The organism is Tumebacillus avium, from assembly GCF_002162355.1.
Classification (GTDB): domain Bacteria; phylum Bacillota; class Bacilli; order Tumebacillales; family Tumebacillaceae; genus Tumebacillus_A; species Tumebacillus_A avium.
This window is the reverse complement of sequence record NZ_CP021434.1, coordinates 2145588-2167902: the sequence shown is the minus strand read 5'-3', so window position 1 is coordinate 2167902 and position 22315 is coordinate 2145588. Positions and strand designations below refer to the sequence as shown.

Below are 22315 nucleotides of genomic sequence, written 5' to 3'. Positions count from 1 at the left end.
AAACGGCAAGGGGGAGCTAGTGGATGACCGAAAGGAAGGAACAATGCCTGGCCTGTGCGACGAGCCCGGCCGGGTATGCGGTGCGCTTTCTTGGGGAAGAGAACGGGATGCGCCTGAAGGAATGGCTTCAAGGTGATCTGCACACCCCGCTGAGAAGAGTGGATGAACAAACAGTTTGGGCAGCCGAAGCGGACGTTGCCGCGCTGCTCGATTATTTTGCCGCGCATATGGATGCGGCGCAGATCTCCGCGTTACCCATCGACGAAGGCATCGGCGATCTGCCCGCAGCAGGCTGGCTGAGTCTGGAAGAGCTGCGCCGCCGCCACGATGCGCATTGGATCGACGACGTGATCGACCAGAGCCGCGTGCGCACCGTCTACCAGCCGATCGTGTCGGTGAACGACGGGGCAGCGCAGGTCTGCGGCTATGAATTCCTGTCGCGAGCGCTCGACGCCAATGACGGCCTGATCCCGCCATACAAGATGTTTGACGCGGCCCGGGCGCGGGGACGCCTGTTTGCGCTCGACCGCGTCTGCCGGATGCAGGCGGTGCGCCAGGCTGACCGCGTCGGGGACAACCTCGTGTTTGTCAACTTCATTCCGACGGCGATCTACACGCCCGAGCATTGCCTGCAAAGCACGCTCGCCGCCGCCCGCGAGACCGGGATCGATCCGAGCCGGATCGTCTTTGAAGTGGTGGAGACAGAAGAGGTGCAGAGCATCGGCCATCTGGAAAACATCCTGCAGTATTACCGCCGCCATGGCTTCCGCTATGCGCTCGACGATGTAGGACAAGGCTTCTCGACGCTGGAAAATGTGCTGCGGCTCAAGCCCGATTTTGTCAAATTGGACATGCATTATGTGCAAGGCGTGGCCGATGATGCAGAGAAACAGGAGGTCGCCCGCTTGTTTTTGCAGACGGCCCGCGAAGTGGGCGCCACACCGCTTGCGGAAGGCGTGGAGCGGGAGGAAGACTGGCTGTGGCTGGTCGAACAGGGCTTTGAACTGTTCCAAGGCTACCTGTTTGGCAAGCCCGATCTCGAACCTGCTCCCGTCTCGATGAAGCTGCCTTTACCGTCGTAAGGACAGCGAGCGCTTGGGCGTGCCGCCGGGGACGGTCTCCGTCTCCAGCCAGATCAAAAGCGTGGGGAACAAGGCAAACAGCGACATCATCCCCAGCACCACAATTCCGGAATCGTTCGTCAACATTCCGACCAAACTTCCGGCGAGCATGCCGCCGACCGCTGTCCGGTAATAGGGATAGCGCGTCTGCCATGCTCTTTTTTCATGCCCGCCGGGGGCAAAGAGCACATAAGCGAACAGGGAGAGCAGCAGCAAAAACAGGCTCGGCCAGACTGAGGAGAAAAGCAGGCGGACGAACATGTCCGACTTGCGGGCGAAGATCCGCGACATCTCGTCAAAGCCGCCGGACAGCACCTGCCCGGCTGCCGCTCCAATATGGGAAGGCTGGGCGCTGGGCTGGTTGAGCAGAAGCAGAATCACGGCCGCGCCGAGCAGCGACGTGAACAGAACGCCAAGCGTCGGGAGCAGCTTGCAGCGCTTTTGCATGGCCAGACACAGCCCGGTCGTGCCCGCCATGGTCAGCGCTCCGCCCGTGTTGGTGCCAAGGGCGGGCGATGCGAAAAAGATCGTCAAGAGCACCCCGCCGGCGACTGCGCCCCGGCCAAGCCAGCGCTGTTCGAGGCGGGTGGCATGCCGGAGCGCCGCGTAGAGCAGCACAGCCGCGCCGATCACGATGCCCATGTATTCGTTGCCGATCCCGTAATAGCGCGCCCCGACGATCGGGTCGTAGGACAAGAGCCCGCGCTTGGCGAGCATGCCGCCTTGCCAAGTGTCCACGACGATGACAAGGATCGTCCAGGCGCTGAGCCAGATCAGGCGCCCGGTCAGCTTTTGGCAAAACGGCAGGATGCGAAACGGAATCGCCGCGATCAGCAGGTACAGCGCCCAGAGCCCGCCTGCCACTTCCCACAAGCCGGACGGGCGCAAGAGCGGGAGCAGATAGAGGCAGAGCGGCATGGCGAGCGCCGTCCAGAGCAGGACGCGGATGCCGCCGAGGGTGATGCCGGTGCGCACTTGGAACAGGCGCAGCACGGCGAGCAGCAGCCCGCTGCCGATAATCGCGCCAACTGCGCCGAGCACCGCCGCCCGGTTGCTGTACGTCCAGACGGTCGACGCTTTCAACACGTCGAGCTGGCGGGGTCCGATGGCGTCGGTCGGCTGCAGCGGATAGCCGATCATCCCGTGCGGCTTGGGCACGCCGAGGAAGTGCAGCAGAGTTGGCGCGACATCGAGGTTGGAGACGATGCCTTCGCGCCTGGTCGTCGCCGATGTCAGCACGGAGTCTTCGATCATGCTGCCCCCGGCGGCGATCACCGGCGCGATCCATTCCGCCCGGACTTGGGCGGAGACGGGGGCTTGCGGGGACGCGATGAGGAGCAGGGAGTTTTGATCGATTTCGCCTGCCAGCTTTCCGATAAATTGGTCAGCTTCACGCAGCGCTTGGCGGCGAAGCTTAGCAAACTGCTCCCCGGTCAGATTTGGACGGTACTCTCCGACGCGGTAGAGGTCGGCGAGGTCAAAGACGACAAGCTCAGCCTGCCCTTGCAGGATGCGGTACGTTTCCCACATCCGCTCATAGTCGGTGCGGACGCCGTAGGGGCGGGCCGGGTCGCTTTTTAACAGCTGGTCGCCGACATCGCCGTACGGGGTGCGCCCTTTTTCGTCTGAAGTGAACAGCGTGGCCGGACGCCAGAGCTCGTTCCCTTTGTCGCTGGAGCCGAGCACCGCCGTCTGCAGGCCGTGGCGCTGCAAAGCATCGCCGAGACCCACCGCCGATGCTTTGAAGTTCCAGCGCTCCTGTTTGCGCGCAATGCGCGGCAGGGACATCAGCAGCACGTCCTGCCCGGGGGGATGGCCGTGCAGTCCGGCGTGGGCAGCGGAGACTGGGACGTCGTGGAGCTTTTCGTCGGCGTTGTAAGCGAGCATGTCTTTGCTGTTCAGCTTGGCAGGCACGCCTGCCGCCATCGTCACATAGGCGTTGGAGTCGGTGCGTTTGCCGCCGGTGTTGACGTTCATCAAAGCGACGGCGCCGCGCCGGGACAGCTTTTGCAGCTCGGGCATCTCGGCGAGGTCATCATAGCCGAGGCGGTTGATCAGCACGAGCAGCGCCTGGCGGTCAGGAGTTGTATCGAGCGTCTCGGAGGACGCGTGAATGGCGGGCATGGGCGGTACGAAAGACAGGAACAGGCAAAGCAGCAGCACCCGGATAAAGGGCATCGCTCTTCCCTCCTTGATCAACAATGGTTTTACCTGCCAGTGTTCCCAGCAAAAAGCGAATTCAGGCAACCGTCCGCTTGTGATAAGATTTAGAAAGTTTTCGCTGGACTCATTTTTGGAAAATGGATGATATGAAATGGATGGTGTATCGCACTTGAAAATGTACCCCCTGCTTTCGATCTTCTCGAAGCCCCGCGCGACGATGCGGTTTCTGCTGAACAACCGCGGGCTGTACCGGGGCCTGTTTTTCCTGATCGTAGTGCTGGCCGGTGTGGCCGAAGGTTTTGCGGAGACTGTGGACAGCTTAGAGCGATGGATGCTTGAAGTCACGCCCTTGTGGCAGATCTGGCTGATGGTTGTGATCAGCGGGGTGGTGGCTGCCCTCTTCGGCCTGGTGTTTGGCGCTTTGCTCACACTTTGGGTCGGGCGGCTGTTTGGCGGGAAAGGCACGTATCGCGAGCTGATCGTCGCGCTGGGCTGGGCGCACCTGCCGCTGGCGCTATCGCTGGTGCTGATCCCGCTGAACGTCTGGCTGTACGGAGACAATCTGTTTTTGCTGGACGGCGTTCCGATTCAGGAAGGGCTGTGGGCAACCATCGCGGTGTTTGTTGAGCTGGTTGGCTCATTCGCTCCCTATGTCTTCTATCTCTTCCTCACGCTGAGCTTTGTTGCCGAGGCGCACCGCTTCACGATTGGGCGCGCGGTGGCGACGCTGTTCCTGCCGCTCGTGGTCATCCTCGTTCTGGTCATCTTGGTGTATTCGCTCATCTAATGCATGATCTTTCCACGGGATAGAGACGCTATAGGCAGAACTGTTCTTGGAAAGGACGTGCAGGAATGAACAATCAAAATCCCGGCTTGTCGGAGCGCGAGATCGAAGAGATTCTCGCCAGCAGCGGAGTGATCAACGGCACTGTAACCGACGGCGTCAAATTGGGCCTGGCCATCGCCGACATCATCGTCAAGAACAACCAGTTGCTGATTCAGGCGATCCAATCGGGCAATCTCAACCAAGCCCCGCTCGACGACACCCAAGGCCACAACCAAACGGCCCAGCCCACCCAGATGTGGGAAGCGGGCACCCGCCCCCAATCGGGCATGCCGCAGCCGGACACGCAGACCAATCAGCCTTCGAAGTCGTGAAAAAGGATGTCTCTGCGGAGACATCCCTTTTTTTAAGAAGTTTCGACAAGTTTTTCAAGAATCCAACATCAAAACTGTGAGTATTATTTTACAAATTTCAATTCATCCACACTATCCACAGACATATCCACAGCCACCAAAGCCGATTTTTCAACATTTCTCCCCAAAACACCCTACTTATCCCCAAAACCGCAAATTACTTTACATAATTTTTTGAGGATATTTGTCGATTTAGAAAACGCCCCGTTTCAACACTTTTCCACGTTATCCACAATAGCCTGTGAACAACTCCGTGGATATGTGCACATCTCTGTTGATAACCTGTAAATTTTTCCACTTTTCCGTCATATGTCCTTTATAACCAACATATAAACAATAAAAAATAACAATTGAATTTTTAGTTACGACTCGTTATCATATAATTATGGCAATAATGCCACCGAAAGGCATTTGGAACAGGTGATGAGATGAAAAAACGAATCTGGCTTGCAACAAGTGGTCTAGTCATCTTGATCAGTGGCAGTTTGCTGCTTTTCGCCGGGCTGTTGTACAATCCGCTGCTGTTTGTGGTGGATGAGCAGGCGATGCGCAAGACGGAGTGGGAAGCTTTGCGACCGGCTCTGTCCGCGGGCCTCAGCTACAGTCGGGAAGAAGAGCAGAGCCTGCTCGAACGGCGCAGTTTGGAAGAGCTCGTGCTCTACAAGGGCCGTGAACTCGGCATCACCGCAGATGAGGCGGCGGTGACCAAGCAGCTCGAACAGCTTGGCGCCACATCGGCCGACCGTGCTGCTGCTTTGAAAGAACTGCAGATGACGGAAGAGGATGCGAAGTCCAACTACCGCCGTGCGCTGATCGGCTTTGAGCTGAAGAAGCGCATGACGCAGGAGATGCAGGTCTCCGAGGAAGAGATGACCGCGTACTACAACGAAAACAAAGAGCTGTTCTATGTTCCCGAGTTCCGCACGATCCGCTACCTGCGCGCCAAAGCTGACGATGCGGCCACGGTCTCCCGGATGAACGGCGTCACCGCGAAAGATTTTCAGACGGTGATCGAACAGTTCCAGGTCGATCCGAACGGCCGGATGTACGCTTGGGAAGAGTTAACCTCCCAGCAGGTCTTCGCGCAGAACACATCGGAGCCATTCTCCGCCTTTGCGTTCCAAGCGCCGCAGGGGCAAGTCACAGGTCCTGTGCAGGACGGTGACTGGATTTATTGGCTGATCATCGAGGACATCACCACACCGAAGCAGCAGACGTACCAGGAATCGCGCCAGAAGATCTACAGCCTGCTCTATCAGGATAAGCAGACCAATCAGTTCCGCTCGTGGCTCGAAGCGCAAAAAGAGCCTGCAGGCTACGGCTTGTACCCGGAGAATTTGACCGCCAGCCGGTGGGACGCCTTTTGGCAGGACCTGCCGCACAACGTCCGGCTGCTGTTCTAGGCCGGATCTCATGTTGTCTATACGAGGCGCTCTGCGCTTTTTATAGAAATAAATCACGCATAGAAAAAGGGAGATGTTATCTATGAAAATGGCTAAAACTTTGGTAGCAGCACTGGTCTGCACCACCATCCTGTCCACTCCGGCTCTCGCTGCGAAGGACAACGGTCAAGCTCTGGACGCAATCGCACCGGAAGGCCTGTCCACTTCCGAACCGGCTCCGGCCAACTATGATCCGTCGCTGAAGAAAGCAAACGAAGCGATCATCATGCCGGAAGCCAACCCGATCATCGTGCTCGACCCGGGCCATGGCGGTTCCGATCCGGGCGCTGTCGGCAACGGCATCCGCGAGTCGGACGTTGTTCTCGACATCGCGACCCGTTCCAAGAACTACATCGTAGCGAACTACCCGGCTACCGTGTACATGACCCGCATCGCTGACACCACCTTGACGCTGGGCGACCGCACCACGTATGCAAACAACAAAGGCGCGAACTTCTTCGTGTCCTTCCACATCAACTCCTACACCACATCCACGCCGAACGGTCTGGAAACCTACTACTATCCGGGCAGCACCAACGGCCAGCGCCTGGCGACCGACCTGTACAACAAGCTGAAATCTCACTACTCCACCCTGCGCGGCGTTAAGTCGGCCGACTTCTACGTGCTGCGCAACACCAACATGCCGGCATCCCTCGGCGAAACGGGCTTCATCTCCAACTACACCGACGCAACCAACCTGAAGTCCTCCACCTTCAAGCAAAACCTGGCTGTGGCGTACTCTCAAGGTATGCACGTCTACTGGTGGGGCTTCTAATTTCATAGAAATGCGAAACAGCACCCTTAGGGGGTGCTGTTTTTTATTGGCAGACTCCATTTCCGGCGGAGCGGTTCTCCCGTTCGATCTGGATCGTGGTATGGGTGAGCCCGAATTGATGGGACAGGACTTCTTCGAGGCTGCGCAGCACGTCGTCGCTGTTTGCATCACTGTCGATGACAACATGTCCGCTCATCGAGAGGAACCCGGAGCTGACCGTCCAGACGTGCAAGTCGTACACTTCTTCGACGTGCGCGACGCCTTGCATGGCATGTTTGATCTTGGTGAGATCAAGATGTGCCGGTACGGCTTCGAGCAGCACGGAGATCGTTTCTTTGAGCAGGCGCAGCGAGCTGAGCAGCACCAGCACGCCGATGATCACGGAGATGAGCGGGTCGGCGTAGTACCAACCGGTCAGCATCATGATTACCGCCGCGCCGATCGCTCCGACCGAGCCCAGCGCGTCGCCGAGCACATGCAGAAGCGCGCCGCGCACGTTCAGGTTGTGCTTGTGGTCGCCGCCGCGCATGAGGAACCAGGCGCTGAGCAGGTTGGCAGCCAGCCCGACAAAGGCGACGCCAAGCATCAGTCCGCTCTGCACTTCAGGCGGATGTTGGAAACGCTGTGCTGCTTCCCAGAAGATATACAGCGCGACGACGATCAGCGTGACCGCATTGAACAACGCCGCCAGCACCTCCGCCCGCTTCAGCCCAAACGTGCGCTTCAGCGTCGCCGGTTTCGCCATCAGCCACAGCGCGATCAACGAGATCGCCAGCGCCGCCACGTCGCTGAACATGTGCGCCGCATCCGACAGCAACGCCAAACTGTTCGTCAAAATCCCCCCGGCCAGCTCCGCCGCAAACACCCCGCCCGTGATGATCAGCGCAAACGTCAGCGACTTGCGGCTCCCATCCCCGTGATGGTGGTGATGCCCATGTCCGTGGTGGTGTTCGTGATCATGATGATCGTGGTGATGATGGTCATGATGATGTCCCAAATGTAAGCCCCCTTTTCGAGAACGATCGTAACATATGAATAATTGCTCATATATAAGTTATAACATAATCTGTCATTCACTCCAACCGAAAAAGCAAAAAAGACCACACAAAGTGATCTTTTCCCATCTGCCTTTACTAGTTGCTGCTGCACCCGCAGCCGCCTGTCGATTGAGTGGTCACTGTTGCTGTTTCTGTTGTAGGAGCAGGAGTCACACAGCAAACCTCTTCGTCGCCGACTTCACGAGCCGACTCAAATTCGGAATCTGCTTTCGTAAAGAAGATCTCCCAAGCGTTGCCTTCCGGATCACGCACCCAGATCTTATCCTGCACGGCGTAGCAGCAGGTCGTGTTCATCTCATCCAGCGCCACCAGCCCGGCCGCTTGCAGGCGGGAGCGCACTCCCATCACCGCTTCCGTGCTCGCCACTTGGAAGCCCATGTGATTCAGCACCCCGCGCGACTCATAGGGACGCACGTTCAGTGAGAAGTGCAGCGGCGGGTTCTGGAGTTCAAATTTCGCATAGTCCGCTTTCACTTTCGTCGGTTCCGTTCCAAAAAAGGCTGTGTAAAACGCCAGGCTCGCTTCCAGTTCTTTTACATTGATCGCAACGTGCATACGCATGTTCGTCATCATCTCCATCTCTTTTTTTGGAAGGATACATCAAGATTTTTTGATGTGAAGGTCAAAAAAATTTTAGCAGCAGCCAGGCGTGTTCAATCGGAACAAGCAGCAGAGCTCTTCCGAAAGCACATGGTTCACTTCTTGTTGATTGAGCTGGTAGTAGTTCCACTTGCCATGCGTCTCCACCAGAATCAATTGCTGCTCCAGCAGAATCTTCAAGTGGTACGAGAGTTTGGACTGCGGCAGGTTCATCATCTCCGCCAAGTCGCATACGCAGACCTTGCCGTTTCGCACCAGCAGGTTCATGATCCGCAGCCGCTTGGCATCGGCCAGCGCTTTGAACTTCGCTTCATACTTTTCAAACTCCGCTTCCGGCGTGTTGTCGATCATCGGCAGTTCATGTTCATGCTGCATCGTGTTTCACCTTCACATCAAATTTTCTTGATTCATCTCTCTGACACCATCATATGGCATCTCATGCCAATTTGCAATACTTCGTATCAAATTTTTTTGATGCAAAATTCCCAGCCATCCTGTATCTTGGAAAACAAGGAGTGATCGTGATGACCGTGATCCGCAGAGCCACTGCAGCCGATCTGGAACACATATTGAGAATTTACAACCAAGGAATCGAAGACCGCATCGCCACACTGGAGACGGAACCGAAAACGCTGGACTACATGCTACATTGGTTTACGCAGCGAGAAGAGCGCTACTTCGTGCTCATCGCCGAGACCGCCCAAGGAGAAATCGCCGGCTGGGCGTCCGTCAACCCCTACAGCCCGCGGCTGGCTTACCGGGGTGTTGCCGACCTGTCGATCTACATCGACCGCGCCTTCCGAGGGCATGGAATCGGCAAACTGCTCCTGGCCGAACTCGAGTCGCAAGCCCGCGCAGCCCAGTTTCACAAAATCGTCCTGTTCACCTTCCCCTTCAACGCGTTAGGCCAGAGCCTCTACCGCAAAGCAGGCTTCCGCGAAGTCGGCGTCTTCCACAACCAAGGCCAACTCGACGGCAAATTCGTCGACGTGATGGCGATGGAAAAGCTTTTATGACCAGCAAGGTAAAGAAAAACTCCTGAACCATTGTGGTTACAGGAGTTTTTCCCCATTAGAGACAGGATCAATCGAAATAACTAACCGTCACAGCCGGTTGACCGGCATAACGATGAATCAGTTGATAATAACCAGCACCGCCAACTCCTCTGAAAATCGAGCAGTTGTTGGAGAACTCATCATGATACAAAAGCCGCTTGTCAGGGGTCTGCAATTTGAAGTAGACGGCTTGAGAAGTACTGGTCACGCAGAATTTTACGTCACCGCCACCGGAGTAGACATTTAGGATATTAAAACTACCGCTAGCTCCCATGTCATAAGTACCGATAGGGTCCCACGAACCGTTTTCTGCTGCAAGTGCGTTGCTCGGTGCAGCCAACAGGCTGAGTGCTGCTACCGCACCAAAAATGGCCTTCTTCACGTTTTTCATAACTCATCCACCTTTCATTTTAATTGTTCTTACTTTAAAATGAATATACTGCAATACTACTATGCGATCATAATATAATCAACACATATAGCACACATCTATTTATCATTATGTTCCTTAAAATTGTATATGCTCAAAATTCCACTAGAATCCTAGACTACTTGGAATTACCAAAAAAGAACCTCGCATCGATCGCAAGGTTCTTTTCTTATGATTCGTTATATCGTCTTCGTATCCGCCCACTTCGTCAGGCTAAGGCTGGCGATGGCGTTCAGATCAAGATCGTGGAACTTGCCTTCCGCATACAGCGGGAACGCGGCCGCTGCGATCATCGCGGCGTTGTCGGTGCAGAGGTCGAGAGTGGGGAAATGCACATGGAAGCCCTCTTGCCCCGCACGCTCGGTCAGCCGGGCACGCAGGCCTTTGTTCGCCGCGACACCGCCTGCGACCACGACATTGCGCACGCCGGTCTTGTTCACCGCACGTACCGTCTTCTCCACCAGCACGTCGACCACTGAGGCTTGGAACGAGGCCGCGATGTCCGCTTGCACGATCTCCTCGCCGCGCTGCTCGGCGTTGTGCAGGGTATTGATCACCGCCGACTTCAAGCCGGAGAAGGAAAAGTCCATCGACTCCTCATCGATCCACGCGCGCGGAAAGAGATAGGCCTCCGGGTTCCCTTCCTGCGCCAGGCGGTCGATCAACGGGCCGCCCGGGTAGTCGAGACCCATCGAACGGGCCACTTTGTCGTACGCCTCGCCTGCCGCATCGTCGCGGGTGCGGCCGAGGAACGAAAACTCGCCGTGTGCCGGCATATGCACGATCTCCGTATGCCCGCCCGACACGACCAGCGCGATCAACGGCGGCTCCATCCCGCCCGACAAAAAGTTGGCGTAGATATGCCCCGCAATATGCTGCACCCCGATCAGCGGGATGCCTTTCGACCAGCACAGCCCTTTGGCAAACGCCACCCCGGTCAGCAACGCTCCGACCAGACCCGGCCCGTACGTCACCGCCACCGCAGACAGGTCGTCCAAAGTCACGCCTGCCTGCTCCAACGCTTCTTCCACCACGCCGCTGATGCTCTCCACATGCTTGCGCGACGCCACTTCCGGCACCACGCCGCCAAACCGCTTGTGGATCTCGATCTGCGACGCGATCACGTTGGACAAGATCTCCTTGCCGTCGCGAATCACCGCCGCCGACGTCTCGTCACAGCTCGTCTCGATCCCCAGGATCACAACCGGTTTGCCGGCTGCGCGGTCCTGTTCATATTTGCTTCGGATTCTCTTTGCAAAGCTCATCCGCCCTCTACTCCATTCCCGAAGCGGCGTCGGCATGCGGCAGTTCCGCCCACATGATCATCGCGTCTTCGTTGTTGTCCGTGTAATAGCCTTTGCGAATGCCATAGCTTTGGAAGCCGAGGCGGTCGTACAGCTTTTGCGCGGCCAGGTTGGAAACGCGCACTTCCAGCGTCATCCGCTCCGCTCCATGCGCCATGCTCCACGCCATCATTTCGCGCATCAGATGTTCGCCTAAACGCCGCCCGCGCACAGCCGGGTCGATCGCGATGTTGGTGATGTGCGCTTCGTCCAAGATCACCCACATCCCGGCATAGCCCACCACATCGCCGCCCAGCGTCACGACCAGATATTTGGCAAAATGGTTGTTGGTCAGCTCCGCCACATAGGCCTCGCGCGACCACGGCAGCGAAAAGGACTGATGTTCAATCTCCATCACCCGGTCGAGGTCCTCCAAGACCATCTTCCGGTACACAAGCGGGTCTGTCACTCCGTCTTCCCTCCCGCTCCCTGCGCTTCCAGCCACTTTTTCTCCGCTTCGACCAGTTGCAAGTACTCCGGCGCAAACGTCGCCGCATCATGCGCTTCGCCCGCTTCGATCAGAGGAATCCCCGCTTCCAGCAAATGCGCCGCCCGCACAAAATCATGGCTGGGCGACGGCGCAAACAGCGCTTTTTCCCCGAGCCGTTCGCGCAGTTCCTCGCGATGCGCCTGCGCGCCGTCACCGAGCAGCAGCACTTTCACCGGGCGCTTGTCCAAGCGGCGCACCACCATGCGCGAGTTGATCGCTTTGATCAGGTCGTCGAGCACCATCAGCTGATCGTCGGTGATCTTCACAAACTCACCGTTTTGCACTTCATAAAACGCCGTGTACGCCTGTTTGCGCCGCGCATCAAACATCGGCACGATCAACGCGTCGCTCATCGCTCCGTGCCGGGCCAGCGCATCGAGCGACGACACGCCGACCAGCGGAATTTTCAGCGCCATCGCAAACGCCTTCGCCGCCGTCACCGCGATGCGCACGCCCGTATACGAGCCGGGCCCGCGTCCAACGACGATGCCTTGCAAGGTGTCCGGCGCGAGGTCGAGGTTGCTCATCAAGCCTTCGAGCAAAGGCATCATTTTCACCGAATGGTTCTTCGAAAGCTGTGTCGTCGCTTCGCCGAGCAGCTTTCCCTGTTCACCGACTGCGACGCTCAGCGTCTGTGTGGCCGTATCTATCGCGAGGTAGGGCACGTCTTCTCCAACTCCTTTAGCCTTGCTTCCGAGCGCGGACCTGTCGCCGCGAATGTGATCTCGCGGTCTGTCGGGGTCAGGTTGTGCACGATCACCTGCACGCGGTCTTCCGGCAGCACATCCTGCAGCCACTCCGCCCATTCCACCACCGACACGCCCTCGCCAAAAAAGTACTCGTCAAATCCCAGATCTTCTGCCGCCGCCGACTCGCCGAGGCGGTAAATGTCCATATGATACAGAGGGATGCGCCCCTCGTCATATTCCTTGATAATCGTAAACGTCGGCGAAGAGACCGGCTCTTCCACGCCCAATCCGCGCGCCAGGCCCTGGGTAAACGTCGTCTTGCCCGCGCCCAAATCACCCGACAGACAAAGCAAATCGCCCGGCTGCACAATCTCCCCGAGCGCCTTCGCGACGCTTTGCGTCTCTTCTACCGATCCCGTGTGATAGGTCAGCATCATGTCAACTCCCAAAATGGTTAAATCCCTTCGGACGCAGCTCGCGGCGCGTGCCGTCTTGCAACAGCACAACACCAGCCCCCGCCTCCGCGTGTCCGATGATCGTCAAGGCCAGGCCCGCTTTTGCAAAATCGGCCTCGATCTCCGCCCGCTTGGCCGGATCGAGCGTGCCGATCAGCTGGTAATCCTCTCCGCCGAACAGCGCCCACTGCAACGGGTCCTGCCCGCGCAAGGCGGCATACGCGCGTACACTGTCATGGATCGGCAGTTTGCCCGCCTCCACGACCAACTGCACGCCGCTCATCTTGCTGATCTCGTTCAGTTCGCTCGCCACGCCATCCGACACGTCGTTTGCCGACGTGCAGCCGCCCGACTGCAGCAAGATCCGCCCGCCCGGCACTTGCGGCGCCGGACGCTGATGGAAGCGCAGCAGGTCGGCTTTTTGCTGCTCCGAAAGCGTTGCGGCCAGCCCTTGTCCTTGCTCCAGCAAATCCAATCCGGCTGCCGAACCGCCCACCGTGCCGGTCAAATAGATCAGATCGCCGGGACGGGCTCCCGAGCGAAGCAAAGCTTTTCCAGCTTCCACAACGCCTAACACCGTCACCGAAATCACAAACGGCCCCGATGTTTTCACCACATCGCCGCCGACGACATGTGTACCATATTCTGTGCATATCTCCTGTACGCCTATGTATAACTCATCCAATCGCTCCACATCGAGATCGACGGGAATCGCCAGCGACAGCACCGCATGTTTCGCCCGGCCGCCCATCGCGGCGATGTCGGAGATCGAAACGGCCAGCGATTTGTAGCCCAGTGAGCGGTCGTCGATCGTGTCCCGGCGAAAATGCACGCCTTCGACCAGCATGTCGGTCGTCGTCACCACTTGCATGTCCGGAGCATATTGTACAACAGCAGCATCGTCGCCGATGCCGACCACAACGCTCTCATCCGGCTCGCCCAAACGGGCCGCCAGCCGGTCGATCAGGCCAAATTCACCGAGTTCGTGGATTCGCATCGTCACACCGCCCTTATTTTGCATGTTCCTTATTATACCTGACGGGCGCAAAAGGCACAAAATACCCATTTTATTTTGTCGAGTTATCGCGTATCTTTAAAGTAGAAGAAAAACTAATTACGATGAGGTGAAGTTGCTTGGGCAGTATAGGGATGTTTCTTGCGGAAGCTTTTTTCATGGGGGTTATCTTTTCAGGCGTTTGGCTTTTGGTTCGCTTCGTCTTTAAACAAACGGATGGTGCAGAAAAAGGTCGCGTACAAGATCCCATCGAATTTGTTCCGTGTTTGGAGAAACACCACGATAGTCGCGCATCTTAATCGTACCAGGAGCAGGAGCCCTTTACGGGCTCCTGCTCTTTTTTGTAAACTTTTACATATAACTGTTGAAAGCAAAGGTGAGGTGAACGCAGATGACAGAAAGCGGCTGGATGGGTCGCCCGCGCTCCTATTGGGTCGGGCGTCTGCGGCAGGATGTGTTTGATGTGATCATCATCGGCGGCGGCATCACCGGAGCGGGGATTGCCCGTGAGGCGTCGCTGGCCGGCCTGCGCGTGGCGGTGCTGGAAGCGGCCGATTTTGCCTCCGGGACGTCTTCGCGCTCCACCAAGCTGATCCACGGCGGGCTGCGCTATCTGGCCCAAGGGCATGTGCGCCTCGTGCGCGAAGCCGGCTCGGAACGGGCGGTGCTGCGCAGCCTCGCGCCGCATCTGGTCGAGCCGGTGCCGTTCCTGCTGCCGATCTACAAAGGGATGCAGCACGGCAAACTGGCGATGTCGACGGCGATCTGGCTGTACGACCGCCTGGCCGGAGTGGTCAAGGCGGAGCGTCGGCGAGTTCTGTCCGCCGGGCAGTTGCTGGAGTCCCACCCGAAACTGACCAAGACCGGGCTGCAAGGCGGTGTGCTTTACCACGAGTATGTGACCGACGATGCGCGCCTGACGCTCTCGACCTTGCAAAGTGCGTCTGAGTGGGGCGCGGTCGTGTTGAACGACTGTCCGGTGAAAAAATTGCTCACCGCAGACGGCAAGCTCTGCGGCGTCGTCGCGCACGACCTGGTGTCCGGCCAGCCGATCGTCGTCAGCGGACGCACGGTGGTCAACGCGGCCGGGCCGTGGATTGAAAATGTCTTGGAACTGGAAGACCTGCCGGGTGAAAAATCGGAAAATTCGGCCGGGCAGCTCGCAGCCGCCACGCGCCAGAACGATATGCTCGACCGCGTCAGCAATGACGCAATTCTCTCCCGCGCCCGCAACAGCGCTACTTCCCGCGTGACGCACAGCCGGGGGATTCACCTGTCCTTCGATGCCGCCCGGTTTCCGCTCCCCCATGCCTTGGCGGTGCAGACGCCGGACGGACGCCTCGTCTTCCTGATCCCCAAAGGCGACATCACCTACATCGGCACCACCGACCAGCGCTACGACGGCGATCTTGCCCACCCGGAAGTGCCAAGCGGCGAGATCGACTACCTGCTGAACATCGCCAATGGCCTGCGCCCCGACCTGCGTCTGACCCCGTCCGACGTGATCGGCATCTGGTCGGGTGTGCGCCCCCTGGTCGCCGAGCACAACCTGCGAAAGGGCAAAAATGACACCAAAGACGTCTCCCGCGAAGACGAAATCTGGGTCTCCCCCGCCGGCCTGATCACCATCGCCGGGGGCAAGCTCACCGCCTACCGCAAAATGGCGGAGCGCGTGCTGCTTACGCTTCGGGAGCAGCTCGATCACCTCGGCGACTGGCAGCGCCGCGACGAGCTGTCCGCCTCCCTGCCGCTCTACGGCGCCAAAACGATCCCCAGCGCCCACATCGAATCGTGGTGGCAAAAGGAAGTCCAGCGCCTCACCGACCGTCACGCCCTGACCGAAGCGGACGCCAGCGCCCTGCTCCACCGCTACGGCGACCGCGTCGAAGCAGTGCTGGCCTGCGGTTCAGCCAAACGCCTCGTCCCCTCCGTGCCCCTGCTCGAAGCGGAGATCCCGTACATGATCCAGCACGAACAGGCCAACCACCTCGACGACATCATCGGCCGCCGCACCGAGCTCGGCCGTTTCCGCGGGCTGCAGCTGCGCGAACTGATCACCCTCGTCTCCCAGCGCATGGCCCCCCTGCTCGGCTGGACGGAAGCGGTGCGGAGACAGGAAGTGGAGCGGAGTCTGCGCGAGTGCCATTTTTCATAAAACGCAAAAAGAGCAAGTGCGCTTCCCCAGCGCGCCTGCTCTTTTTCCATCTATGCGAAACAACTGCTAACTTGCGGCCCACAAAACGATTCCGACAACAACAGCAAGGACGATCAGGGTCAGCGCCCATGATTTGATGGTGCTCCCCACTGAACTTTTGCTGCTTGCGCTGCTGCCGATGTCCGATTGGATCTCATTGTTACGGCTCGAGTGAACGTTGAAGTCTTCCATCGCTGTTCCTCCTCTGCAATGAAATGTGTTATACATTTCGAGGAGCGAACGATGTTTGTGAGGTGGTCAAGTTCCCTCAGTTTTGCTCGATGCTCAAGTGCTCATGAATGATCTGCCAGCGTCCGTCGCGCTTGACGAGCACGTTTGTGCCGCGCCCGCCGCCTTCGCGCAATTCACCTTCGATGTACCCCTGCCAGTGGAACTCATACGTGCAGGTCGACACCGTTTCGCCTTGCGCAACCCAGCGCACGCCGCGAATGCTGTACACTTCATCCTTCACCGTCGCCCAGCCCTTGTCAAAATAGGCCCGGATCGCGGCGATGCCTTCACAACTGCTGTCGGTAAACCAGTAGACCGCATCGTCGGCGATCAACTCCGCCACCTGCGCAAAATCTTGCGAGTTGGTGGCGTCTTCATACCTTTTCAGAAACAGGTTTAGTTCGGCGCTGAGCGTCTTGTTCATGGGAGGTTACTCCTTTGCCGTTTTCTTGGCCGCCCGCTCTTCCATCAGCTCGGCGACCGCGTGTGCCTGGCTATTCTCCTGTGCGCGCAGCCCGTCGATCACATTCTGCTGCAACTGTGGAGATTTGTTCTGATTGAGTTTTTGTTTGCCTTCGAGCTTAGTCAACACGATCTTAAAGCCGACGATCCCGCCGAGAATGCGCTCCGCATACTCCTGGCTTTCGGCCATCTTCCACGGCTTTGGCATGCCCGCTTCAAAAAAGTCGGTCGAGCGGTCGAGCAGTTCCAACAGCGCTTCCCGCTCCTCGAAAATTTCGATCTGTCCGTACGCGTGCACCGCAGTGTAATTCCACGTCGGCACATTGTCCGGCGCCTGATACCAGGTCGGCGAAATGTAATGGTGCGGCCCGGCCAAGACGACCAAAACGTCCTGGGCGGTGCTTTTCCAATGCGGGTTGGCCCGCGCCATGTGCCCGTACAGCACACCGTACTCGCCTTCTGCTTCCACCAGATAAAACGGCAGGTGCGTGCCGGTCGGTCCCTGATCGGTCTGGGAGAAGAGGATGCCAAAGGAGTGCGCCTTGATAAACTCTTGAATCTCCGCGAGTTCTTCCATCTTAAAATGCGACGGCGTATACATGAGGTACTCCCTCCGTTTCCTCTTTTAATTGTAAATCTTTCCCGCTCCTGTGTGAAGTGTTCTTATGCTATTGTAGAGGTAGAAAAAGACGAATAAAGCTGCTGGAGTTGGAATGATGGACACGGGATTGGCACGAACGTACCATGTCGAACTTTTCTTCGACAAACGACCTGAGATCGATCAGGAAGAGCTGCGCAAAAGTTTAAAAGCACGCGTCGGCATCGTAGAGCCGCTGGAGAACGGCGAGCAGGCGAATCTGCTGGCTTTTTTCCTGCACAAATATTCGGTGGATTATAAAGACGGCCAAGTGCCCGTGCAAACGGCGATGCATCTGGTCGAGGGCCCACCCAATTTTGACAAATTGGAACCGGCGCTCCGTCAGTCCTTCCATTGGAAAGGCGCGCGCGAGGCGCTGGAAGGCTGCCGCTATACGATGTTAATCCACGATCTGTGGGCAAATGCTTTGCCGTACAGAACGCGGATGGATCTGTTCCACCAGATCGTGCAGGCGGTGCTGGAGATCGCCAAGCCGAAAGCGATGCACTGGCCGATCAGCCAGTTGCTGACCGAGCCGGGCGACTATCGAATCTCGCAGGAGCTGGAGCCGAAAGACGGGTTAAACGGGGCGGTCTCGCTGCGCTTTTTTAACGTGGATGGGGCGCCCGGCGAAGTGATCGTCGACACGCTCGGCTTGTCGGCGCACGGCCTGCCCGATGTGCAGTGCCACTTTGCCGGACTGGACCCGAATGAGGTGGGCAGCCATCTCTACAACATTGCGCACTACCTGTACGATCACGGAGATCTTATCGAAGACGGTCACACGATCGAAGGCACCATGCCACGAGAAAAATGGCGCTGCCGCCGCGAAACGGCGCTGGTCGGCCCGGAGCGCGTCGTGCTGAACCTCGACACCGGTACGATCGGGTAACATGGGTTATTAGGGAGATGTACAAAAGGAACCAAACTTGCACTTGCAGAGTTTGGTTCTTTTTTATATGCTTGTGCTTCACTACATAAGAGGGGGAAATTGGGAATGGAGATTGTGCTGATTCGTCACGGGGAATCGGAAGCGGATTTGCTTGGGGTGCACGAGGGCCGGGCCGATTTTTCCTTGACCGGACTTGGGCGTCGTCAGGTGCAAGCGATGGCGGAGCGCGTGGCGGCAGAGTTGCCCCCGCAGATCATTTTCGCCAGCACGTTGAAGCGGGCGCAGGAGACGGCAACGGTGCTCGCCGGGCAGACGGGCGTGGAGCTGCAGTTGCTGCCCGACCTGATGGAGATCAACAACGGCAAGCAGGCCGGACTGCCGCTCGAAGAAGGCAACCGCCTGCATCCACTGCCGACGCTGCCGCATGTGCCGTTTGCAGAAGGCGAATCGTGGTTCCAGTTCCGCATGCGGGCGGAAAGCGTGCTGTCGGAGATTGTGACGGCCTGCCTGGGCAAGTATGAGCGCATCGCTGTCGTGTCGCACGGCGGGATGATCTCAGCGCTGATCCAGTCGTTTTTGCGGATGCCCGCGCAGAATACGTGCTATTTTCACTCCGGCGATACGGCGATTCATGTGCTGGTGTACAAAGAGCCGCAGCGGATGGTGCGGGTGATGAACGATACGACGCATTTGAACGGGCTCGACAGTTCATCGTAAGCCAAACTAATACGTCCACCAGCAGTCGTCCGGATTTTTCTCGAACAGGAAGCCGCGAAATGTGGCATGGCGCAAGTGGTGCGTGTCGGTGCGTTCGAGGTATTGGATGTGGCAGCAGAGGCGAGGTTCGATCCATTGCGTTTTGCTGTCCCGGGTGGTGTGCAGGCGTTCCGCGATCTCGTGGAACGCTTGTTTTTCTTCCGGCTTGAAGCCAAGTTCGACGGTTCCGACCGGCTTGAATTTGACGGTGCGAAAATGCAGTCCGAGCACCAGCGCAAACGGTGGCGCGATGCGGTAGCCGAGGATGATGCAGTCGATCTCCTGCCAGTTTTTTACTTTGATCCAGTCTTCGGAGCGCACGCCTTGCTGGTAGCGCGACGTTTTGCGCTTGCCGACGATGCCTTCGAGGTGCTGCTGCTCGCTGAGCTTTTTTAACGCTGTGCCTTGCCCTTCGATGTACAAGGTGGGAGTGAGCAGATCGGAGGGGCGGAGGGCGTCGTGGAGCCGGGCTTTGCGCTCCATGAGCTCGGAGCCGGTCAGGTCTTGCCCGTTGTAGAGCAGATCGAATGCAACAAAGGTGGCCGGGTGCGTCTGTGTGGCCTGCCGGATCTTGTTCGGGTCGGCGAGGCGTCCCCGCCAGGCGAAGTCGTCAAAGACGGGACGCCCGCCGCGCATGCAGATGCCTTCACAGTCGAGGATCGCTTCGTGCAGCGAGACGGCGGAGGCTGCTGAGATCGCCTCCGGGAATTTGTCGGTGATGACATGCCCGTTTTTCGTGTATGCGGAGACCCGTTCCCCCTGCTTGTGCAAGAGAACGCGCCAGCCGTCCCATTTCGGCTCAAAGATGTAGCGGTCATCATCAAACGCGTCCCATTTCAACGTCAAAAGCATCGGTTGGATCGCCGTAAACAGCATGAGGAGACCTCCGGGGATTTTTCTATTGCATTCCCGAAAAATGGATGGGACATACCAAAGTGGCAGAATCGTGGAAAAGGAGCAGGGGGTCTGTCCAATGAAGCTGTCCGGAAATACGGTCTTGATCACCGGAGGCGCGTCAGGCATCGGGCTGGCGTTTGCCGAGCGGTTTTTGAAAGCAGGCAATGAGGTAATCATCTGCGGGCGGCGCGAGGAGAAGCTGAACGAGGCCAAAGCGAAATTTCCAGAGCTGCACACCCGCGTGTGTAATGTGGCGAGCGAGGCGGATCGCAAAGCGCTGGCCGAGTGGGTCAAGACAGTGCATCCGCAGGTGAATGTGCTGGTGAACAACGCGGGCATTCAGCAGCAGGTAAATCTGTTGGATGGCGAGGCGGACTGGGGGCATTTGAAGCAGGAGATCACGGCGAATTTTGAAGCGCCGGTGCATTTGTCCATCCTGTTACTGCCTTTGCTGACCGGAAAGGAAGGCAGCACAATCATCAACGTCACGTCGGGTCTGGCTTTTGCGCCGGCCGCGTGGGTGCCGATCTACAGCGCGACCAAAGCAGCATTGCATTCGTTCACGCTGACCCTGCGCCATCAGGTCGCCCAGCAGAACGTGGAAGTGATCGAAGTGGCCCCGCCAGCGGTGAACACCGATCTGGGCGGCGTTGGCTTGCATACGTTCGGTGCGCCGGTCGAAGATTTCGCCGATGCGATTTTTCAAGGCTTCGAACGGGGCGACCAGGAGATCGGCTACGGTCAATCGGAGCGTTCGCTGCGGGCGTCGCGGGATGAGCTTGATACGATTTTTGAGCGGATGAACAATCGGGAGTAAAAAAAGCAGGGTGTGTACACCCTGCTTTTTTATATGCGTTGATTCCTTAGAACGAGTGCCAGCCTCTCGCGTCGTCGAATCGAATATATTTGATCCCGTTGAAATCAACCACTTTTCCAGAGTCAGGGCCGTAGACGTGCTTCCAAGTCTCTTGTAATGCTAAGGGCTGACGGGCCATTTCCACTTCCTCGCCGAAAATCAGCTCCCCCAAATCATGAATGAGAAGGGTCAACGCCTGTGCGACCGCTTTGATCTCGTTTGTTTCCAGACCAGGAGCAACCTCGATTTTGTTGAACTTATAGGCTTGACCAAGCGGCATGCGAGTGCCGTCTACCGTCTCCAGAAATTCAACCAACCCACGATTTCTTTCCAATTCCTCAAAGTCCTCTAAATGGACAGAGATCAGGGGCCTACCATTATGTTCAAGTGCGACCTGAAACAGGTATGGCGAATTTCGTCCGATGATCGAGTCTTGAATCACTCCGATCTCGACTTTTAGGTGAGTGCCATCATAAAAGAACTCCTCCAACAGCATTTCCTGCATGTCGCCCAACCTCGCTTGGAAGAGCGCTTTGAAGTGCCTGCTCCACTCTGTTTCATGTACCTTCACAACCCAGACTCCTCCTGCTCATCTTATTTATACGGCACAATCGAATACTTTTTAGTATACGTATCGTACAAAAGTCCGCGATTTGTCATAGCCGAATTGAAATTCCAACTATAATTAGCGTCTCTTTTCAGATATTTATCATTTTCCGTCTTAACAGGATGAGTTTGAATATCGAATTGTCCTTTGTATCGCATATACTCGATTTCACGATCACGCAGCCACTGAGGCATAAAGTGAGCATGAAAAATCTCCTCGGTGTCTTTATTCGAGATGATAAACAATGAATATCCGGCAAGATCAAATCCCGATTCGTTTGCAAAACCAGGGTTCACTTTTGTCCCGTACAAAGAATTTCCAAGATGACGGTTCACTGTCCCCGTTAAACTGCTGTTAATATCGATCACATACATTACATTACCTGGAAACGGCGTCGAGCTGTACGCACGATAGTTGTTATTGTTAGACCAGTCTCTTATTCTTTTGTGTGTTTCCAAAACAATACTTTGATCCATGTGTTTTACTGCGGATCTAGTGGTGGTGACCTCCATGAAATCAGGAAAACTAGGGTAATACTTATCAGTAGTTACGACCGTATACGACTCGAATGTATAGGCTTCTTTGTCATTGATTGATGCTTTGAAAAGATTTTGCGAAGTTGCACCTACATACCAGCCAAGACATACCGCAAAAATGGAATTAATGACAGTTGATGATAACGCGGATGCAGCAACAGGTGCCAAGACTAAAGGCAAAACCTCTGGCTCTTCCGCATTCTCCGTAACCGAAGCATTATTACTTAATGACGTTCCCCTTGTCTCCTGTACGGCAGTCTCATCTCCACCTGCAGCAAGAACCGCATGCGGTTGTGCGCTAAGCAGGAAGACCATGACAAATGACAGCATGATCGACCAAAAGGTGTTCAATTTTTTCTTTATACTCAATTCTCCTCCAATGTTTGTTATTGACACCTCCTCAATCCTACCAGA

Annotated in this window: 26 protein-coding genes; 10 read left to right on the top strand and 16 right to left on the bottom strand. The window is 57.0% G+C overall.

Annotated elements, in window-relative coordinates:
- Window positions 1–23 precede the first annotated feature (23 nt).
- Window positions 24–1082, top strand: coding sequence for an EAL domain-containing protein (locus CBW65_RS10430; RefSeq protein WP_087456744.1), 1059 nt, complete (start codon window positions 24–26; stop codon window positions 1080–1082).
- Here the strand turns inward: CBW65_RS10430 and CBW65_RS10425 are convergent.
- Window positions 1071–3299, bottom strand: coding sequence for a hypothetical protein (locus tag CBW65_RS10425; protein WP_087456743.1), 2229 nt, complete (start codon window positions 3297–3299; stop codon window positions 1071–1073). The two genes, CBW65_RS10430 and CBW65_RS10425, sit on opposite strands and share 12 nt — an antisense overlap.
- 136 nt (window positions 3300–3435) lie before the next feature.
- On the opposite strand from CBW65_RS10425, the gene CBW65_RS10420 reads away from it, so the two are divergent.
- The 4 genes from CBW65_RS10420 (at window position 3436) to CBW65_RS10405 (ending at window position 6698) form a co-directional block, all read left to right on the top strand.
- The gene (locus CBW65_RS10420; RefSeq protein WP_087456742.1) at window positions 3436–4071 is read left to right on the top strand and encodes a Yip1 family protein; all 636 of its coding nucleotides are present in this window, start codon (window positions 3436–3438) and stop codon (window positions 4069–4071) included.
- Window positions 4072–4136: 65 nt separating this feature from the next.
- On the top strand, window positions 4137–4442 hold the full coding sequence (locus tag CBW65_RS10415) for a hypothetical protein (RefSeq protein ID WP_087456741.1): 306 nt from the start codon (window positions 4137–4139) through the stop codon (window positions 4440–4442).
- A 509-nt stretch (window positions 4443–4951) separates the two neighbouring features.
- A complete protein-coding gene (locus tag CBW65_RS10410; RefSeq protein WP_198299803.1) occupies window positions 4952–5884 on the top strand; it encodes a peptidyl-prolyl cis-trans isomerase in 933 nt (310 codons plus the stop codon).
- A gap of 82 nt (window positions 5885–5966) precedes the next feature.
- Entirely contained in the window at window positions 5967–6698 is a 732-nt protein-coding gene (locus CBW65_RS10405; protein WP_087456739.1) for an N-acetylmuramoyl-L-alanine amidase family protein, read from the top strand.
- 43 nt (window positions 6699–6741) lie between these two features.
- On the opposite strand, the gene CBW65_RS10400 is transcribed toward CBW65_RS10405, so the two are convergent.
- The 3 genes from CBW65_RS10400 to CBW65_RS10390 form a co-directional block, all read right to left on the bottom strand.
- Window positions 6742–7695 (bottom strand): cation diffusion facilitator family transporter, encoded by a 954-nt coding sequence (locus CBW65_RS10400; protein ID WP_087456738.1) that lies wholly within the window; start codon window positions 7693–7695, stop codon window positions 6742–6744.
- 136 nt (window positions 7696–7831) lie between these two features.
- On the bottom strand, window positions 7832–8326 hold the full coding sequence (locus tag CBW65_RS10395) for an ArsI/CadI family heavy metal resistance metalloenzyme (RefSeq protein WP_408646541.1): 495 nt from the start codon (window positions 8324–8326) through the stop codon (window positions 7832–7834).
- Window positions 8327–8389: 63 nt separating this feature from the next.
- Complete coding sequence (locus CBW65_RS10390; protein ID WP_087456737.1) at window positions 8390–8731, bottom strand: ArsR/SmtB family transcription factor; 342 nt, start codon at window positions 8729–8731, stop codon at window positions 8390–8392.
- A gap of 149 nt (window positions 8732–8880) precedes the next feature.
- On the opposite strand from CBW65_RS10390, the gene CBW65_RS10385 reads away from it, so the two are divergent.
- A complete protein-coding gene (locus tag CBW65_RS10385; protein ID WP_087456736.1) occupies window positions 8881–9372 on the top strand; it encodes an arsinothricin resistance N-acetyltransferase ArsN1 family A in 492 nt (163 codons plus the stop codon).
- 67 nt (window positions 9373–9439) lie between these two features.
- Here the strand turns inward: CBW65_RS10385 and CBW65_RS10380 are convergent, their stop codons facing one another.
- The 6 genes from CBW65_RS10380 to thiL form a co-directional block, all read right to left on the bottom strand.
- A complete protein-coding gene (locus CBW65_RS10380) occupies window positions 9440–9802 on the bottom strand; it encodes a hypothetical protein (protein ID WP_087456735.1) in 363 nt (120 codons plus the stop codon).
- A 218-nt stretch (window positions 9803–10020) separates the two neighbouring features.
- Window positions 10021–11106, bottom strand: coding sequence for a tRNA (adenosine(37)-N6)-threonylcarbamoyltransferase complex transferase subunit TsaD (tsaD, locus tag CBW65_RS10375; RefSeq protein ID WP_087456734.1), 1086 nt, complete (start codon window positions 11104–11106; stop codon window positions 10021–10023).
- 7 nt (window positions 11107–11113) lie between these two features.
- Window positions 11114–11566: a ribosomal protein S18-alanine N-acetyltransferase gene (rimI, locus tag CBW65_RS10370; protein WP_087459193.1), complete on the bottom strand. Its 453-nt coding sequence runs from the start codon at window positions 11564–11566 to the stop codon at window positions 11114–11116.
- A 23-nt stretch (window positions 11567–11589) separates the two neighbouring features.
- A complete protein-coding gene (tsaB, locus tag CBW65_RS10365; protein ID WP_157721879.1) occupies window positions 11590–12339 on the bottom strand; it encodes a tRNA (adenosine(37)-N6)-threonylcarbamoyltransferase complex dimerization subunit type 1 TsaB in 750 nt (249 codons plus the stop codon).
- Window positions 12321–12797, bottom strand: a complete 477-nt coding sequence (tsaE, locus tag CBW65_RS10360; protein WP_198299802.1) for a tRNA (adenosine(37)-N6)-threonylcarbamoyltransferase complex ATPase subunit type 1 TsaE — start codon at window positions 12795–12797, stop codon at window positions 12321–12323. Before tsaE ends, tsaB begins: the two co-directional genes overlap by 19 nt.
- 4 nt (window positions 12798–12801) lie before the next feature.
- Window positions 12802–13815 carry a thiamine-phosphate kinase gene (gene thiL, locus CBW65_RS10355; protein ID WP_157721878.1) on the bottom strand — a complete coding sequence of 338 codons (1014 nt, stop codon included), beginning with the start codon at window positions 13813–13815 and terminating at the stop codon, window positions 12802–12804.
- A gap of 409 nt (window positions 13816–14224) precedes the next feature.
- Here thiL and CBW65_RS10350 point away from each other — a divergent pair, with 409 nt between their 5' ends.
- Entirely contained in the window at window positions 14225–15988 is a 1764-nt protein-coding gene (locus CBW65_RS10350; protein ID WP_087456731.1) for a glycerol-3-phosphate dehydrogenase/oxidase, read from the top strand.
- 66 nt (window positions 15989–16054) lie between these two features.
- Here CBW65_RS10350 and CBW65_RS24190 read toward each other — a convergent pair whose 3' ends face one another.
- From CBW65_RS24190 to CBW65_RS10340, 3 genes are all read right to left on the bottom strand, one after another.
- Window positions 16055–16219, bottom strand: coding sequence for a hypothetical protein (locus CBW65_RS24190; RefSeq protein WP_157721877.1), 165 nt, complete (start codon window positions 16217–16219; stop codon window positions 16055–16057).
- Window positions 16220–16295: 76 nt separating this feature from the next.
- Window positions 16296–16682 carry a YybH family protein gene (locus CBW65_RS10345; protein ID WP_087456730.1) on the bottom strand — a complete coding sequence of 129 codons (387 nt, stop codon included), beginning with the start codon at window positions 16680–16682 and terminating at the stop codon, window positions 16296–16298.
- 6 nt (window positions 16683–16688) lie between these two features.
- Window positions 16689–17321, bottom strand: a complete 633-nt coding sequence (locus tag CBW65_RS10340; protein WP_087456729.1) for an FMN-binding negative transcriptional regulator — start codon at window positions 17319–17321, stop codon at window positions 16689–16691.
- Window positions 17322–17436: 115 nt separating this feature from the next.
- Between CBW65_RS10340 and CBW65_RS10335 the strand changes: the two genes are divergently transcribed.
- Window positions 17437–18249 (top strand): DUF4261 domain-containing protein, encoded by an 813-nt coding sequence (locus CBW65_RS10335; RefSeq protein ID WP_157721876.1) that lies wholly within the window; start codon window positions 17437–17439, stop codon window positions 18247–18249.
- Between the two features lie 105 nt (window positions 18250–18354).
- The gene (locus CBW65_RS10330; protein ID WP_087456727.1) at window positions 18355–18966 is read left to right on the top strand and encodes a histidine phosphatase family protein; all 612 of its coding nucleotides are present in this window, start codon (window positions 18355–18357) and stop codon (window positions 18964–18966) included.
- 6 nt (window positions 18967–18972) lie between these two features.
- Here CBW65_RS10330 and CBW65_RS10325 read toward each other — a convergent pair whose 3' ends face one another.
- Entirely contained in the window at window positions 18973–19881 is a 909-nt protein-coding gene (locus CBW65_RS10325; protein ID WP_157721875.1) for an ATP-dependent DNA ligase, read from the bottom strand.
- A gap of 97 nt (window positions 19882–19978) precedes the next feature.
- Between CBW65_RS10325 and CBW65_RS10320 the strand changes: the two genes are divergently transcribed.
- The gene (locus CBW65_RS10320) at window positions 19979–20719 is read left to right on the top strand and encodes an SDR family oxidoreductase (protein WP_087456726.1); all 741 of its coding nucleotides are present in this window, start codon (window positions 19979–19981) and stop codon (window positions 20717–20719) included.
- A 46-nt stretch (window positions 20720–20765) separates the two neighbouring features.
- Here CBW65_RS10320 and CBW65_RS10315 read toward each other — a convergent pair whose 3' ends face one another.
- Together CBW65_RS10315 and CBW65_RS10310 are read right to left on the bottom strand one after the other, a co-directional pair.
- Complete coding sequence (locus CBW65_RS10315) at window positions 20766–21329, bottom strand: hypothetical protein (RefSeq protein WP_087456725.1); 564 nt, start codon at window positions 21327–21329, stop codon at window positions 20766–20768.
- A 23-nt stretch (window positions 21330–21352) separates the two neighbouring features.
- Window positions 21353–22297, bottom strand: coding sequence for a hypothetical protein (locus CBW65_RS10310; protein ID WP_157721874.1), 945 nt, complete (start codon window positions 22295–22297; stop codon window positions 21353–21355).
- Between the last annotated feature and the right edge of the window lie 18 nt (window positions 22298–22315).

Coding starts and splice junctions, on each gene's coding strand:
- CBW65_RS24190 (WP_157721877.1), bottom strand. CDS start 16,219: ATGGAAGACTTCAACGTTCACTCGAGCCGTAACAATGAGATCCAATCG.
- tsaD (WP_087456734.1), bottom strand. CDS start 11,106: ATGAGCTTTGCAAAGAGAATCCGAAGCAAATATGAACAGGACCGCGCA.
- CBW65_RS10395 (WP_408646541.1), bottom strand. CDS start 8,326: ATGACGAACATGCGTATGCACGTTGCGATCAATGTAAAAGAACTGGAA.
- CBW65_RS10385 (WP_087456736.1), top strand. CDS start 8,881: ATGACCGTGATCCGCAGAGCCACTGCAGCCGATCTGGAACACATATTG.
- CBW65_RS10425 (WP_087456743.1), bottom strand. CDS start 3,299: ATGCCCTTTATCCGGGTGCTGCTGCTTTGCCTGTTCCTGTCTTTCGTA.
- CBW65_RS10415 (WP_087456741.1), top strand. CDS start 4,137: ATGAACAATCAAAATCCCGGCTTGTCGGAGCGCGAGATCGAAGAGATT.
- CBW65_RS10350 (WP_087456731.1), top strand. CDS start 14,225: ATGACAGAAAGCGGCTGGATGGGTCGCCCGCGCTCCTATTGGGTCGGG.
- CBW65_RS10405 (WP_087456739.1), top strand. CDS start 5,967: ATGAAAATGGCTAAAACTTTGGTAGCAGCACTGGTCTGCACCACCATC.
- rimI (WP_087459193.1), bottom strand. CDS start 11,566: ATGGTCTTGGAGGACCTCGACCGGGTGATGGAGATTGAACATCAGTCC.
- CBW65_RS10420 (WP_087456742.1), top strand. CDS start 3,436: ATGGATGGTGTATCGCACTTGAAAATGTACCCCCTGCTTTCGATCTTC.
- CBW65_RS10380 (WP_087456735.1), bottom strand. CDS start 9,802: ATGAAAAACGTGAAGAAGGCCATTTTTGGTGCGGTAGCAGCACTCAGC.
- CBW65_RS10345 (WP_087456730.1), bottom strand. CDS start 16,682: ATGAACAAGACGCTCAGCGCCGAACTAAACCTGTTTCTGAAAAGGTAT.
- CBW65_RS10340 (WP_087456729.1), bottom strand. CDS start 17,321: ATGTATACGCCGTCGCATTTTAAGATGGAAGAACTCGCGGAGATTCAA.
- tsaE (WP_198299802.1), bottom strand. CDS start 12,797: ATGCTGACCTATCACACGGGATCGGTAGAAGAGACGCAAAGCGTCGCG.
- CBW65_RS10390 (WP_087456737.1), bottom strand. CDS start 8,731: ATGCAGCATGAACATGAACTGCCGATGATCGACAACACGCCGGAAGCG.
- CBW65_RS10330 (WP_087456727.1), top strand. CDS start 18,355: ATGGAGATTGTGCTGATTCGTCACGGGGAATCGGAAGCGGATTTGCTT.
- CBW65_RS10320 (WP_087456726.1), top strand. CDS start 19,979: ATGAAGCTGTCCGGAAATACGGTCTTGATCACCGGAGGCGCGTCAGGC.
- CBW65_RS10430 (WP_087456744.1), top strand. CDS start 24: ATGACCGAAAGGAAGGAACAATGCCTGGCCTGTGCGACGAGCCCGGCC.
- CBW65_RS10325 (WP_157721875.1), bottom strand. CDS start 19,881: ATGCTGTTTACGGCGATCCAACCGATGCTTTTGACGTTGAAATGGGAC.
- CBW65_RS10335 (WP_157721876.1), top strand. CDS start 17,437: ATGGACACGGGATTGGCACGAACGTACCATGTCGAACTTTTCTTCGAC.
- thiL (WP_157721878.1), bottom strand. CDS start 13,815: ATGCGAATCCACGAACTCGGTGAATTTGGCCTGATCGACCGGCTGGCG.